The sequence below is a fragment of the Azorhizobium sp. AG788 genome, assembly GCF_004364705.1.
Classification (GTDB): Bacteria; Pseudomonadota; Alphaproteobacteria; order Rhizobiales; family Xanthobacteraceae; genus Azorhizobium; species Azorhizobium caulinodans.
In genome coordinates, this window is sequence record NZ_SOBM01000004.1 from 71,554 (window position 1) to 84,850 (window position 13,297).

At 67.5% G+C, this 13,297-nt stretch carries 12 protein-coding genes and 1 tRNA gene; 5 read left to right on the forward strand and 8 right to left on the reverse strand.

Annotated elements, in window-relative coordinates:
• The first annotated feature begins 149 nt into the window (after positions 1-149).
• The 3 genes from DFO45_RS11000 to DFO45_RS11010 are packed head-to-tail and all read left to right on the forward strand — an operon-like array spanning position 150 to position 3,541.
• On the forward strand, positions 150-1,787 hold the full coding sequence (locus tag DFO45_RS11000) for a glycosyltransferase family 4 protein (protein ID WP_133864901.1): 1,638 nt from the start codon (positions 150-152) through the stop codon (positions 1,785-1,787).
• Position 1,788: 1 nt separating this feature from the next.
• Positions 1,789-2,529, forward strand: coding sequence for a glycosyltransferase family 2 protein (locus DFO45_RS11005; RefSeq protein WP_012170049.1), 741 nt, complete (start codon positions 1,789-1,791; stop codon positions 2,527-2,529).
• A 49-nt stretch (positions 2,530-2,578) separates the two neighbouring features.
• Complete coding sequence (locus DFO45_RS11010) at positions 2,579-3,541, forward strand: NAD-dependent epimerase/dehydratase family protein (RefSeq protein ID WP_133864902.1); 963 nt, start codon at positions 2,579-2,581, stop codon at positions 3,539-3,541.
• A 26-nt stretch (positions 3,542-3,567) separates the two neighbouring features.
• Here DFO45_RS11010 and atzF read toward each other — a convergent pair whose 3' ends face one another.
• A complete protein-coding gene (atzF, locus tag DFO45_RS11015; protein WP_133864903.1) occupies positions 3,568-5,343 on the reverse strand; it encodes an allophanate hydrolase in 1,776 nt (591 codons plus the stop codon).
• Positions 5,344-5,655: 312 nt separating this feature from the next.
• On the opposite strand from atzF, the gene DFO45_RS11020 reads away from it, so the two are divergent.
• Both DFO45_RS11020 and DFO45_RS11025 read left to right on the forward strand, forming a co-directional pair.
• Complete coding sequence (locus tag DFO45_RS11020) at positions 5,656-6,660, forward strand: LLM class flavin-dependent oxidoreductase (RefSeq protein WP_133864904.1); 1,005 nt, start codon at positions 5,656-5,658, stop codon at positions 6,658-6,660.
• Between the two features lie 121 nt (positions 6,661-6,781).
• Complete coding sequence (locus DFO45_RS11025) at positions 6,782-7,465, forward strand: sulfite oxidase-like oxidoreductase (RefSeq protein ID WP_133864905.1); 684 nt, start codon at positions 6,782-6,784, stop codon at positions 7,463-7,465.
• 218 nt (positions 7,466-7,683) lie between these two features.
• Here DFO45_RS11025 and DFO45_RS11030 read toward each other — a convergent pair whose 3' ends face one another.
• From DFO45_RS11030 to meaB, 7 genes are all read right to left on the reverse strand, one after another.
• Positions 7,684-8,280, reverse strand: coding sequence for a D-sedoheptulose 7-phosphate isomerase (locus DFO45_RS11030; RefSeq protein ID WP_208299778.1), 597 nt, complete (start codon positions 8,278-8,280; stop codon positions 7,684-7,686).
• Positions 8,281-8,471: 191 nt separating this feature from the next.
• A tRNA-Gln gene (locus DFO45_RS11035) sits at positions 8,472-8,546 on the reverse strand.
• A gap of 100 nt (positions 8,547-8,646) precedes the next feature.
• Positions 8,647-9,450: an enoyl-CoA hydratase-related protein gene (locus DFO45_RS11040; RefSeq protein WP_133864906.1), complete on the reverse strand. Its 804-nt coding sequence runs from the start codon at positions 9,448-9,450 to the stop codon at positions 8,647-8,649.
• Between the two features lie 453 nt (positions 9,451-9,903).
• Complete coding sequence (locus tag DFO45_RS11045) at positions 9,904-10,665, reverse strand: TIGR02186 family protein (RefSeq protein ID WP_133864907.1); 762 nt, start codon at positions 10,663-10,665, stop codon at positions 9,904-9,906.
• The gene (locus DFO45_RS11050) at positions 10,662-11,615 is read right to left on the reverse strand and encodes a sulfite exporter TauE/SafE family protein (protein ID WP_133864908.1); all 954 of its coding nucleotides are present in this window, start codon (positions 11,613-11,615) and stop codon (positions 10,662-10,664) included. Before DFO45_RS11050 ends, DFO45_RS11045 begins: the two co-directional genes overlap by 4 nt.
• Complete coding sequence (locus DFO45_RS11055; protein WP_133864909.1) at positions 11,612-12,235, reverse strand: peptidase C15; 624 nt, start codon at positions 12,233-12,235, stop codon at positions 11,612-11,614. Before DFO45_RS11055 ends, DFO45_RS11050 begins: the two co-directional genes overlap by 4 nt.
• Before the next feature lie 4 nt (positions 12,236-12,239).
• A complete protein-coding gene (gene meaB, locus DFO45_RS11060; RefSeq protein WP_133864910.1) occupies positions 12,240-13,199 on the reverse strand; it encodes a methylmalonyl Co-A mutase-associated GTPase MeaB in 960 nt (319 codons plus the stop codon).
• Positions 13,200-13,297: the final 98 nt, after the last annotated feature.

Here is a 13,297-nt window from a genome sequence, read left to right on the forward strand (position 1 = left end):
AGGACCCCAATTGAGGCGGCGGTGCAACGGGGCAGAAGAAAGATTAATCATTTTGGGGTGTGGATCATACCCACTGGATCGACTTCGGCAGTTCGGTTATGTCCGGTGGGATTAATGCAGCTAGGTATCGGGTTCGGGGGAGTTAGGTGATGTCCGCTTTCGATCAGCAGGAGGAAATCGCGAGGCTGCGCGCGATCGTCGCTGATTACGAGCGGAAAAGTCATCGTTCAAAGTGGCTCATCCGGCAACTGATCAAGAAGATAAGAAATGCCCCCCGCGACTTCGTGATGCGGATGAAGAACTCCCGCCGGAAGCGACGGGAGCGGGCAGCACTGGCCCGGGCCGTGCGGGTCCATATTGCGCCGGCCGTGCAGGAGATCGATCCCTCGGTTTCGACTGCGGTCACGCTCGCGCCTCCGTCCCCGGCATCCGTGTGCGCCGAGCCCCGTCCGATGTTCTTCCATGTGGCTCCGGGCGAGGTGGCGGACCTGATCTCCATCCTTGAGCGGGATCAGGCGAGCAGCCTTGCGCTTGCGCATATGGATCGCTTCTGCGGATCCCGCGAAATGGCCGCGCTGGTCGCCGAGGCTGCGGCCATCGATCCGGAAGTGGGATCCCTGACCGGGCACGAGATGGGCTATCTGACGCCTTTCCAGGACACGGAATACCGTGCGGTGCGCCAGGCCATGGACAAGATACCCGGTGGCGAGTTCGACGCCGTGGTTCTGGTGCCTTTCGGCAAGCTTGGTGGTGCCGATCTCGTGGGCGGTGTACTCGCAACGGCCCTGGCGGGCCTCGGCCGCACATTGATCCTGCGCACCGACCTGCCCGATTGGGACCGACCCGACTGGTATCCGCCGGAGGCGCCTGCGATCGACATCTCCGGTGATCTGGCGATGATCCATCGTCGAACACGGGCGCTTTATGTCATCCTCCAGCAGATCGCCCCGCGGCGCATCTTCAACGTCAACAGCCGTCTGGCGTTCGACATGATGGTGGAGTATGGCGCGCGCCTTGCCGTGACGTCCAAGCTTTATTCCTATTACTTCTGCGCCGACCGCGATCCGCACGGCAACGAGGTTGGATATCCGATCTGGTATTTTGCGAATATTCTCCCCCATCTCCAAACAGCGATCTTTGACACCGAATATCTGGTGAAGGTTCTGACGGATCGTTACGAGCTGCCTGCGGAAATGCGGGCCCGCATGCGCACGGTCTATACGCCAGCACGGATGCCTGTGCGCGAATCCGTGGTTGAGAAGCAGATCGCGAGCAGCGTCACGCGGGAGCGGCCGCGTATCCTGTGGGGCGGGAGGCTGGATCGTCAGAAGCGGTTCGATCTCGTGATCGAGCTCGCGCAGGTCATGCCCGATGTCCAGTTCGACTGCTGGGGCAAGGCCGTGCTCGATGCACCGCCCGACCTGTCGTCCCTGCCCAAGAACATGAACATGCATCCGCCCTTTGCCGATTACGACGAACTGCCTCTCGCCGACGCGGACGGCTGGCTCTACACGGCCGAATGGGATGGACTGCCCACGATCCTGATCGAGCTCGGCACCATCGGCATGCCCATCGTGGCCAGTGCGGTGGGGGGCGTGCCCGAACTGATCGACGACACAACGGGCTGGTTGGTGTCGCCATCTGAGGGCGTCGCGGGATACGAGCGGGCGATCAGGCAGATGCTGGCAGATGCCGACGGGCGCCGGGCGCGCACCGCCGCACTGCAGGCGCGCGTGGCGGAGCGGCATGCGCCCGCCACCTATCTGCGCGCCATCGAGGAGATTTGAGATGCCACAGACGACCGATGCGCCGGTGGATATCACGGTTGTCATCACTGCGCATGGCGAGGGGATCATCGCCGGGCAGTCCGCGAAGAGTGCCGAGGCGGCCATTGCCGAGGCCGAGCGGGGGGGCCTGAGATGCGAGATAGTGGTGGTGCTGGACCGGGCCGACGAGCTCACCAGTTCCGTGTTGCGCGAGGCTCTTGGGGACCGCGCGCGCTACGCGATCTCCGATGCCGGCGATCCCGGCGGTGCGCGCAACCGGGGCGTGGCCGAGGCCAGGGGTACGACGGTGGCCTTCCTCGATGCCGACGACCTCTGGTCCTCCAACTGGCTGAAGGCAGGCTTTGCCCAGATCACGGCGCGTCCGGACACCATCGCCCATTCCGCCTGCAATCTGGTGTTCGGCGGCAAGCGCATGCTCTGGTGGCACACGGATTCCGAGATCGCGCTCTGCGATGGCGCCTATCTGGCGTGGGGGAATTTCTGGGATGCGCTGACCATCGCGCGGACCGAGATTTACCGCCGCTTTCCCTTTCGGGCGAATGACCTGCGCCTCGGCTTTGGGCACGAGGACTGGCACTGGAACGTCATGACGCTGCGCAATGGCGTCGCGCATAAGCCCGTGCCTGGTACCATGCATTTCAAGAGGGCGCGCCGCGGTTCGCAGATGGAGGCCGTCGAGCGCGTATCGGGCCTGCCGTGGCCCGACGCCATCATCGGGTTGGGCCGCTCTCCTGCTTCCTGACGTCTTCCGCCGGCGCCCACCCTGAACAATTACGACGGATTACCAAGACATGGTCGAGCACCATCTCATTCTGGGGGGCTGTGGCTTTATCGGACGCCATGTGGCGATCCTGCTGGCACGGGCGGGACACAAGGTCATCCTGGCGGATCGGGTGCCGCTGTCCTTCGGATTTGATGACGATGTGGCCGGCTCCATCGCCTGGCGTCCGTTCGATCTTGCCACCGCAGACTGGGATGATCTGATCGCCGACATCGACGTCATCCATCATTATGCCTGGGCGTCGATCCCGTCTTCCGCCAATGCCGATCCCGGCGCCGACATGAAGGGCAACGTGCTGCCGACCATCGCCCTGCTGGATGCGATGCGGGCCCGTCAGGAAGAGCGGAAGCGGCGCCTCGTTTTCTCGTCGTCGGGTGGCACGGTCTACGGGCGTCTGCACCGCGTGCCGGTGCGAGAGGATCATGCGCTCAATCCGCTGAACGCCTATGGTGCCGGCAAGGCTGCCGCCGAGCTGTATATCTCCACCTACAGCAATCTCCATGGGCTCGACACGCGCATTGCCCGCCTCTCCAATCCATTCGGTGCGGGTCAGAACCTGGCGCGCGGGCAGGGGGCGGCGACCACCTTTCTTGCTCGGGCCATCAATAATGAGCAGATCGTCATCTGGGGTGATGGCGAGGTGGTGCGCGACTATGTCCATATCGCCGACGCTGCGGCGGGGCTGGTGGCGCTGGCCTGCGCCAACAGTGTTGGCGCGTCGCACACCTTCAACATCGGCTCGGGGCAGGGCGTGACCCTCAACGCGATCATCGCGGAACTGGAGACGGAACTCGGCCGGCCGCTGGATGTGCGCTACGAGCCGGCACGCCCCTACGACGTGCCGGTCAGCGTTCTGGATATCTCCGCCGCCCACGCCGCCCTCGGTTGGCGGCCGCGGCTCAGCTTTGCGGAAGGGATCAGGCTCACCCTCGCCGATCTGGCGGCGGGTCACGCCTTCTCGTCATTGCGGTGAAAAGGGGCATGCTGCCCCTCTCCGTCTCACCCCACTGAGGCCACATAGGCCCGGAAGCTGCCGAAGGCGGTGATGTCCGGGCAGCCGTGCGTGGCGGCGGCTTCGCAGAGGAAGCCGGTCACGGTGCGTCCGTCCGCGAGTTCCACGGTGCCGAGGCCGAGGGGGGAGACGATGGCGCCCACGAGCCGGCCGACCCCCTCATAGGGCAGGGACCAGATCTCGCCCTTGAGGCTCGCGCCGCCCTCGTTCACCCGCACCACGCCGGGGCGGGGGCCTTCCACGAGCGACATGCGATAGACAGGCGCTGTTTCCACTTCGGTGACGAAGCGGGCTCCGAAGGATTTCAGCTCCGCATTGAGCGGCATGCCGGACATGTGCGCGCCGAACACGCAGATCTCGTAGCGATCGGGATCGGCGGGCGGGGCAAGCGGGGGATAGGCGGGCCTCTCCGCGCTGGCGGCCACGGGCAGGCCGGTATCGGCCGCAAAGGCCCGGGCGAGAGAGGCGACCTCCGCATCCTGCCCGGCCGGGGCGAGGAAGGTGATGCCATAGGGCACGCCCGAGGCCGCGACGGCGGCGGGCACCGCCGTGCCGCACAGGTCCAGCAGGTTGACGAAATTGGTGTAGGTGCCGAGCCGCGAGTTGAGGCGGATGGGATCGGCCAGCACCTCCTCCACGCTGTAGGCGGTGGGAGCGGTCGGTACCACGAGGGCGTCGAGACCGGCCAGCACGGGGCGCACGACGGCGCGCAGTTCCTGCAGGCGATAAAGGGCGCGGAAGGCATCCGCCGCCGTGGGCTTCGCCCCGCCCTCGGTGATTGCGCGGGTCACGGGATGCAAAGCGTCCGGATCGGTGGTCATGAGTGTCTCGGCAGCGAGCCAGCGCTCGGCCACCCACGGGCCCTCATAGAGCAGGCGTGCGGTTTCCGCGAAGGGCGAGAAATCGATCTCCTTCAGCGTGGCGCCCAGCGCCTTCAGGCGGTCGAGGGCGCCTGCATAAGCCGCGGCGGCATCCGCGTCGCCAAAGAATTCCCGTTGCGCCTCGGGCAGAACGCCCAGTGTGGGGGCGGCCGGCATGGGGCCGAGGGCGCCGACCGTATGCGGGCGGGAGAAAGCGTCCGTGGGCTCAAAGCCGCCGATGACCTCCAGCGCGGCCATGGCATCGTCCACCGTCAGCGCGAAGATGGAGATGCAGTCCAGCGTGCGGCAGGCGGGCACGAGGCCGAGGCTGGGCACGAGTCCAAGGCTGGGCTTGAGGCCGACAATGTTCTGGAGCATGGCCGGCACGCGGCCAGATCCGGCGGTGTCGGTGCCGAGCGCGATGGGCACGATGCCCGCGGCCACCGCGCTGGCCGAGCCGGAGGAGGAGCCGCCGGGCACCAGCTCCGGCTTGAAGACGTTGCGCGGGATGCCGTAGGGCGAGCGCACGCCCACGAGGCCTGTGGCGAACTGATCGAGATTGGTCTTGCCGATGATGAGCGCGCCCGCCGCCTTGAGCCGCGCCACGGCGGCGGCATCGGCCTGTGCTTCATAGGCGAATGCCGGGCAGGCGGCGGTGGTGGGCAGGCCGGCGACGTCGATATTGTCCTTCACCGCCACCGGAATGCCGTAGAGCGGCAGGGCGGCATCGTGGTGCGCCTCCAGCGCGGCGGCTTCCGCCAGCACGTCCGCTTCCGGCCGCAGGGTGATGAAGAGGGCAGGGTCGGCGTGCTCGGCAATCCGTCGATAGGTCGCGCGCACCGTGTCGCTCGGGGTGCGCTGGCCGCCCCGATAGGCGGCGAGAAGGGAAGCGACGGTGTCCATGAGGGCTCCTGCAATGACCTAGCCCCGCCCAAGCACGAACCGCGCCAGCGTGACGGACTGCACGACGACGCCTATTTTAATATGCATCTTCAATGACTTGCATGAGGCAGTCAGACATCCTTGAGCAGGGGAGTAGCTTTAATTTTGCGCATGGCCATGTGGCTATTCAGTGGGCAATTGTCTATAAAAAAGGCTGTTGGATGCGTATTGCATGCAGATTTGCGTGATCCTCGCAATTGCTTCGCCGCCCTTGCAAAACAGCGCCCGTGATCTGATCTGAAGGGAAAGCGGGGGCTGGCGCGGGACCTTTCAATGACCAAGCTTTCCATTCTTGATCTTGCCCCCATTCCTCAGGGCGCGACCGCTCGCGCTGCGCTCCAGCGCAGCCTCGATCTTGCCCAGCATGCGGAAGGGTGGGGCTACAATCGCTTCTGGGTGGCCGAGCACCACAATATGGTGGGCATCGCCAGCGCCGCTACCTCGGTCGTCATCGGCTATCTGGCCGGCGGCACGCGGAAGATTCGCGTGGGTGCTGGTGGCATCATGCTGCCCAATCATTCCCCACTGGTGATCGCCGAGCAGTTCGGCACGCTGGAGGCCCTCTATCCCGGTCGCATCGACCTCGGCCTTGGTCGCGCGCCGGGCACCGACCAATGGACGATGCGCGCGTTGCGCCGCGATCCGCGCGCCGCCGACACCTTCCCGCAGGATGTGCTGGAGCTTCAGGCCCTGCTCGGTCCGGCGCAGCCGGACCAGCGGCTGCGGGCGGTGCCGGGCACTGGCGCCGAGGTGCCGCTCTGGATTCTCGGCTCCAGCCTCTTCGGTGCGCAGCTCGCCGGCATGCTGGGCCTGCCCTATGCCTTCGCCTCGCATTTCGCGCCGGAGCTTCTGATCCAGGCGCTGGACACCTATCGCGCCCGGTTCGAGCCTTCGCGCCAGTTGCAGAAGCCCCATGCGATGGTGGGCGTGCCGGTGGTGGTGGCGGAGACGGATGCCGAGGCGCGGCGCCTCTTCACCTCCACCCAGCAGAGCTTCACCCACATGTTCCGCGGCACGCGCGGCCAACTGCCTCCGCCCATCGACGATATCGAGACCTACTGGACGCCGATGGAGAAGGTGCAGGTGCAGGGCATGCTCGGGCGGGCCATCGTCGGCGGGCCAGCGACCGTGGAGGCCGGACTGAAGGCCCTCATCACCGAGACGCAGGCGGACGAACTGATGGTGGCTTCCGCCATCTTCGACCATTCCGCCCGTCTGCGGTCCTACGAAATCCTTAGCACCCTCGATATCGCGGCGCCGGTGCCGGCCTTGTCCTGAGCGCTGCGTCCAGCCGCGAATCGTGCGTGCGTACAAGGCGGCGTGTGCGACGCATGCTAGGATCGACCATGACTGGGAAACGCGCCGCTGCGCCGCGGTGCGCCCCGTGCGGGAGAGAGCCATGACCGACGTCCGCCCCGACGCGCCCGAAACGGCACCGGACCTGCCCGAGAGCAAGCTGACCGCGACCAAGCAGAAATGGGCGCGGGAAGGCCGCTTCCTCACCGGGCGGGTCGCCCGGACAGGCGAGGACCGACTGCCGCCCGGCCAGCATCTGGTGAAGGACTGGCCGGTCCTCGACCTTGGGCTGCAGCCCGAAGTCCCGCTGAACGCCTGGACTCTGGACGTGGACGGCCTGGTGGCCCATCCCGCGCATTGGGACTGGTCTGCCTTCAAGGCGCAGCCGCAGTCAGATCTCGTGACGGACATCCACTGCGTCACCACCTGGTCGCGCTATGACAATCGCTGGGATGGCCTGCTCACCCGCGACCTCATGGCCATGGTGGAGCCGCTGCCGAGCGCGCGCTTCGTGGTGATGCATTCCTATGACGGCTACACCACCAACGTTCCCATCGAGGATTTCGCCGCCGAGGACGCCCTTCTGGCCCATTCCTGGGAGGGTCAACCGCTCACGCGCGCCCATGGCGGGCCGGTGCGGGTGGTGATCCCGCATCTTTATTTCTGGAAGAGCGCCAAGTGGGTGAAGCGCATCGAATTCATCCCTGCCGATCGGCTTGGCTTCTGGGAAGTGCGCGGCTATCACGAGCGCGGCGATCCGTGGACCGAGCAGCGCTATTCGGAGTGAGCGGGCGGCGCGGGTCGCGGAAGGTCAGGCGTTCACGGACCGGGCCCTTTTGAGGCCGGAGCGCGGCGTTTCGGGAGGCGCGCGCCTGCGAAGGTCCGGCGCCGGACGGTCCCTACCGGCTTATGTCAGGCCTGTCTCGTGAGCCCGATGGGCTGGCGGATAGGGCTCGACGTAGCTCGGCGGCAGCACCGCCGGGCGGCCTCTTTCTCCAGCGGGGATCAAGGCTTCGGGGCGCAGAGGGTCGTCTCGACGATCCCGCAGATGAGATGTCCGATGACGATGTGGGCTTCCTGAATGTGGCTCGTCACCTTGTGCGGCACGGGGATCAGGATGTCCGAGAGCGGACCCATCAGGCCCGGCTGCTCGCCTGTCATGCCGATGGTGACGATGCCAATTTCCCGAGCCGCCTCGAAGGCCTTCACCACATTGCGGCTGTTGCCGCTGGTGGACAGCCCCACCAGAACGTCGCCGGGCCGTCCGAGGCCGAGCACCTGCCGCGAGAAGACGGTGTCATAGCCGTAGTCATTGGCGATGGCCGTCAGGGCGGAGGTGTCCACGGTCAGGGAGAGCGCCGCCATGGGGGCGCGGTCGATCCGATAGCGGCCGATGATTTCCGCCGCGAGATGCTGCGCATCGGCCGCCGATCCACCATTGCCGCAGAACATGACCTTGCGATCCGTGGAGAGGGCCGAGATCCAGGCGTCGGCTGCCCGTTCCACATTCGAGCTCAGGGCGTCGAGGCTGGCGATCACACGAGCGGATTCGGAAAAATAAGAGGCGATGGTCTGGCTTCGCTCCGCGGACTTGGCTTGCACGCAATCCCCCTCGGCCGAGCCGATCCTCAGGCCCGATCCTGTTCTTCAACGTCCCGCCTGACGCGCACCACGGCTCCGTCGGAGCGTCGTTATAAATGGGGATTGTGAATGCGCAATCCAGCCCCGGACCGCACCCGCGTCACGGGCTCATCTGCCGCAAGAAGGGTCGGATTGCGAAAGTGCAAAAGCTCTGGCTGGGGCGCCAGGATTCGAACCTGGGAATGGGGGAATCAAAATCCCCTGCCTTACCACTTGGCTACGCCCCAAAGCGCAGGGCCGGGACCATATCCGCACCCGCCGTCGGCGCGCAACCCGTTCCCGTGGCACAACCCACAGGCCGCATGCGCAGCGATGCGGGCGGGCCGGTCAGGCGCCCTTGAAGCGGGGTGCGCGTTTCTCGGCAAAGGCGAGCCGGCCCTCACGATAATCCGCGCTGGCATTGGCGGCCGCGGCGAGACGCCGGGCCTCCGCGAAGGCGCCGCCGCCCGCACCCTCTGCTGCACGGATGGCGAGCTTGGCCGCCTTCAGCGTCAGCGGGGCATTTTCGGCCATGCGCGACAGCAGGCGCTCTGCGGCCGCGTCCACCGCGTCCGCGGCGGCGATCTCGTCCACGGCACCAAGGGCGAAGGCGCGCTCCGCCGGCAGGCGCTCGGCGGTGAACAGCATCAGCCGAGCGGCTTGCGGGCCGAAGGCGCGCACGAGGCGGGAGACACCGCGCGGATCATAGCCGAGGCCGAGGCGCGCAGCGGGAATGGCGAAGAAGGCGTCCGTCGCCGCAAGGCGCAGGTCGCAGCAGGCGGAAAGCGCCGCACCGGCGCCGACGCAGGCCCCGTGCACGAGGGCGAGGGTGGGAAAGGGCAGCGCCTGGAAGGCGGCGCAGGCCGCTTCCACCACTTCGTCATAGGTCTGCGCGCCGGAGGCGTCCGCCCGCGCGGCGTCGAAATCGGAAATATCGGCCCCGCCCGAGAAGGCCAGCGTGCCCTCACCCCGGATCACCGCCGCGCGGATGTCGCTGCGGCCTCCCGCCTCGGCGGCGAAGTCCGCCAGCGCCTTCCACATGCCGCTCGAGATGGCATTGCGGCGCTGGGGATTGGACAGGACGAGACGGGCGATGCCGCCCTCCACGGTGACGAAAACGGCGCTTGAGGCCGGCGCGGGTGCGGACGTCATGGGGCCCCCTCAGTCCTGGCCGCGCTCCAAGACAGGGCGCGGGCTTCGTGCGGTGGCGCCGGGACGATCGCCTGCCCGGTGCCGACGCCTCCATATGCCCGGAATGTGCGCAGCCTGCCACCCCCTGCGCCTTGGGGACAGGCCGAGGGCGGACGATCGGGCGGGGAAATATCGGGATGTGAAGCTCAGGGAAGATGGGACGGCGCCCTCTAGAAAGGCACCGTCCCACCCCTACGGGCACCGGTCAGGGCTTGGTACCCGAAGCTCGCGGCGCGTCAGCGATGCACCGGATGTTCTTCGCTATACAACCTGCCGCGATCATTCCTGCAAGGAAAATCTCGCCGCTTTGCACCATTCGTTCAAAGCTCAAGCGTCGCGAAAGAAAAGTCATGCATTTCAGCATTCCTCCGCGACCGAGCGACGGTAGCGGGGGCTGGGATAGGTGCGTGTTTTTTAATCGCGACGAAACACCACATTGGCCCCGAACCCGACGGAAAGTGCCGCAAATACAACCGCGAGGCCGTATAAAAAGCCTTCATTCTCGGCAAATCCGGCCATCCTGGCCTCAAATCCCGCCTTGCGGATTTCGAATGCCGTACGGGCTTCGGCCACGAGAACCCCGCCCCGCAGCAGCTTTGCCACCACCTCATAACGACCGGTGCGGGCGCGTCCGGGCAAGGCGAATGTCGCGCGGAAGGCACTGGGCGACAGGAAGCTCACCCCCTGCGGCTGCTCCTCGTAGAGCCCTTCCGATTCCTTGATCCGCAGGAAGGCGGCGCGGAACGGATCGTCCGCGACCACGTCGGCGAAGTCCGGCCCCACCCGCTGGATGAAGATGTTCCGAGACAGGCCGATCTGCTCCCGGCGCAGCAGTTCCGCCGGTGCCATCTCCGCCGCCGGCCGGCTGGTGGCGACGGCGAGATAGGACGGGGTGTCGATGAAGGTGCGGCTGTCGGTATTGATCCAGAGCCCCAGCAGGCGGGACTTGCGCCAGGTCACGGCCGTCTCGTGCGGGCCTCGCACCGTCACCGCCACATCATAAGAGCCGGGCGTCGCACCCTCGATGGCGCCGAACAGCACGAGCTCGACGCCCGCGAAATTGGAGGAGATGCGCACGTCCGCCTGCGATGGCGAGAGCACCAGCCGTTCGGCATGGGCGCGGCCCGCGCCGCACGCCAGGGCGAGACCCAGCAGCATCGCCGCGAGTGCTCTCATGGCTGGACACTCCGTGCCGGCGAGAGGCCACGGGCTTCCTGAACGCTGACGGCATAGGGATCGGCCGGCGTGCGCACCAGGTCATAGCCGACGCGCAGGCCGACGCAGAGCACCAGCAGGCCCAGCAGCAGGCGCAGGTGCTCGGCCCGCATGCCCTGTCCGGCGCGGGCGCCGAACTGCGCGCCCACGGTGCCCCCGAGCATCAGGATCAGCGCCAGCACGGCATCCACCGTGCCGTTCACGGTCGCCTGGAGGATGGTGGCGATGCACATGGTGACGAGGGTGATGACGAGCGAGGTGCCGACCGCCGTCTGGGTCGGCACCCGCAGCATATAGATGAGCGCGGGCACCAGAATGAAGCCGCCGCCGATGCCGAGCAGGGCGCCGAGAAAGCCGATCACGAGGCCAAGGCCCACCACTGGCAGCAGCGACACATAGATGCGCGAGCGGCGGAAGCGCATCTTGAACGGCATGCGCAGGAACCAGGCGCGTGTCCCGGGCCGGCGGACCAGTGCCGCCTGTCCGGCGCGTGTCCGGGCGATGGCGCGCACGCTTTCGGTCAGCATCAGCAGGCCGAGCGTGGTGAGCAGCGTCACGTAGGAGATGCCGATGACGAGATCCACCTGCCCATAGGCCCGCAGCACCGTGAAGGTGCCGACGCCGACCACCGTCCCGGTGAGGCCGCCCACCAGCAGCATGCCGGACAGTTGCAGATCCACCATGCCTTTGCGGAAATAGGACAGGGCGCCGGAGAAGGAGGAGGCGGCCATGTGGGTGGAGACGCTCGCCACCGCCACAGCCGGCGGCACGCCGATGAACAGCAGCAGCGGCGTCATGAGGAAGCCGCCGCCCACACCGAACATGCCGGAGACGAAGCCCACCGCTGCCCCGAGCGCGAACAGGGTGAACATGGCGACGGGCAGTTCGGCGATGGGCAGGTAGATGGTCATGGGAGGGCGGTTTTCCGCGCCGCGCTCACCAGCGCCGCCAGCAGGTCGCCCAGCGCGGCGAGTTGGGCTGTGTCATAAGCGGCCCGCCGCCCCTTCGGCACGCCCGGCAGATGGATGAACACGGCCGGAGTGTCGCGCTGATGCGCCCTGAGGGCGGCGAATGTCTCGAAGGAAAGCGCGTTGCACAGATAGCGGCCGGCGTCGCGGGAGAGCGCGCTCGGGACCCGGCGGCCCAGCGCCGCCTTGAGATGCCTTGGCCGGACTGGGGCCGGCAACACGTCGGGCGCGTCGGACCTGAGGCGCCGGGCGACCGGATGGCGGCGGCGGGCATCGGGTGCGTCCTTCGCGGCATTCACGGCCCGCGTTTCCACGCACAGGCGTTTGCGGCGCGCGGCGACACCCAGCATGAGGACGACGTCCGGCGCTTCGTCCGAGATCCAGTCCGCCACCTGCGGCAGCATCTCCCATGTGGTGGGGAGCAGCTTCAGGCGGATGTCGAGACCCGCCAGCGCAGGGCGTCGCAGCCGGGCGAGCTTGCCGGCGAGGCGTCCGGAGGGGTTCGACGGGACGCCGGGAAAGGGGCCGAAGCCGCAGATGAGCACGCGGAGCGGCAGCGCCATTGGCTCAAAGCCCCAGCAAGGCGGCGATCTCGTTCGCCGCGAGGGTCGGGGCGAGCGTGCCGTCGGCGACGCTGCGTTCCAGGCCGGGGAGACGCGCCTTGATGGCGGGATCAGTCCGTACTTTTTCCGCAAGGCGCTCCTGGAGCAGGGTCCACATCCAGCGCACCTGCTGGGCCTGACGGGTCGCCGCGAGCGCCCCCGCGGCCTCGGCCGCCTTGCGATGGTCGAGAACAGCCTCCCACACCTGCGCGACGCCATCGTCCGTCAGGGCCGAATAGGTGAGAACGCGCGGCGACCAGAAGGGCTGGCGGGCGCCGAGCAGATGCAGCGCCGCGCGATATTCGCCCGCCGCCGCGCGGGCGCGGGGCAGGTTGTCGCCATCGGCCTTGTTCACGGCCACGATGTCGGCGAGTTCCAGCACGCCCTTCTTGATGCCCTGCAATTCATCCCCCGCGCCGGGCAGCATGAGCACCAGGAAGGTGTCGGTGAGATCGGCCACCGCCGTCTCCGACTGGCCCACGCCCACCGTCTCCACCAGCACCACGTCGAAGCCGGCAGCCTCGCACAGCAACATGGTTTCGCGGGTCTTGGCGGCGGTGCCGCCCAGCGTGCCACCGGAGGGCGAGGGCCGGATGAAGGCATTGGGATTGGTGCCGAGCCGCGCCATGCGCGTCTTGTCGCCGAGGATGGAGCCGCCGGTGCGGGTGGAGGAGGGGTCCACCGCCAGCACCGCCACCTTGTGCCCGGCGGCGGTCAGATGGCTGCCGAGGGCATCAATGGTGGTGGATTTGCCGACACCCGGCACGCCGGTAATGCCGACGCGCACCGCATTCCCGGTGCGCGGCAGCAGCGTCTGGAGCAGGGCTTCCGCTCGGCGGCGATGGTCCGGCCGCCGGCTCTCGATCAGGGTAATGGCGCGGGCCAGCGCCGCCCGCTCGCCGCGCGCCACCTGTTCGGCCAGCATGGCGTCTGCTGCATCGGGCGCCGGGGCCGGCGGTGAAGCGAGGGGCGGAGAGGCGTCCATCGGCGGCATCAGACCTTGGGCGCAGGGGGCCGGGAGGA